We start from the raw sequence: 202 nt of genomic DNA on the forward strand, positions 1-202 counted from the left end.
TTCATGACTGGGGTGAAGTCGTAACAAGGTAACCGTAGGGGAACCTGCGGTTGGATCACCTCCTTACCTTAAAGAACCTGCCTTTGTAGTGCTCACACAGATTGTCTGATGAAAAGTAAATAGCAAGGCGTCTTGCGATTGAGACTTCAGTGTCCCCTTCGTCTAGAGGCCCAGGACACCGCCCTTTCACGGCGGTAACAGG

The 202-nt window shown here is 51.0% G+C and carries 1 rRNA gene; it reads left to right on the plus strand.

The window, feature by feature from the left end:
* Nucleotides 1-66 (plus strand): 16S ribosomal RNA (locus FHC48_RS23385); the annotation flags it as partial.
* Nucleotides 67-202 lie beyond the last annotated feature (136 nt).

Origin of the sequence: Enterobacter sp. EC_50 (assembly GCF_019584525.1) — a bacterium.
GTDB classification, from domain to species: domain Bacteria; phylum Pseudomonadota; class Gammaproteobacteria; order Enterobacterales; family Enterobacteriaceae; genus Enterobacter; species Enterobacter roggenkampii.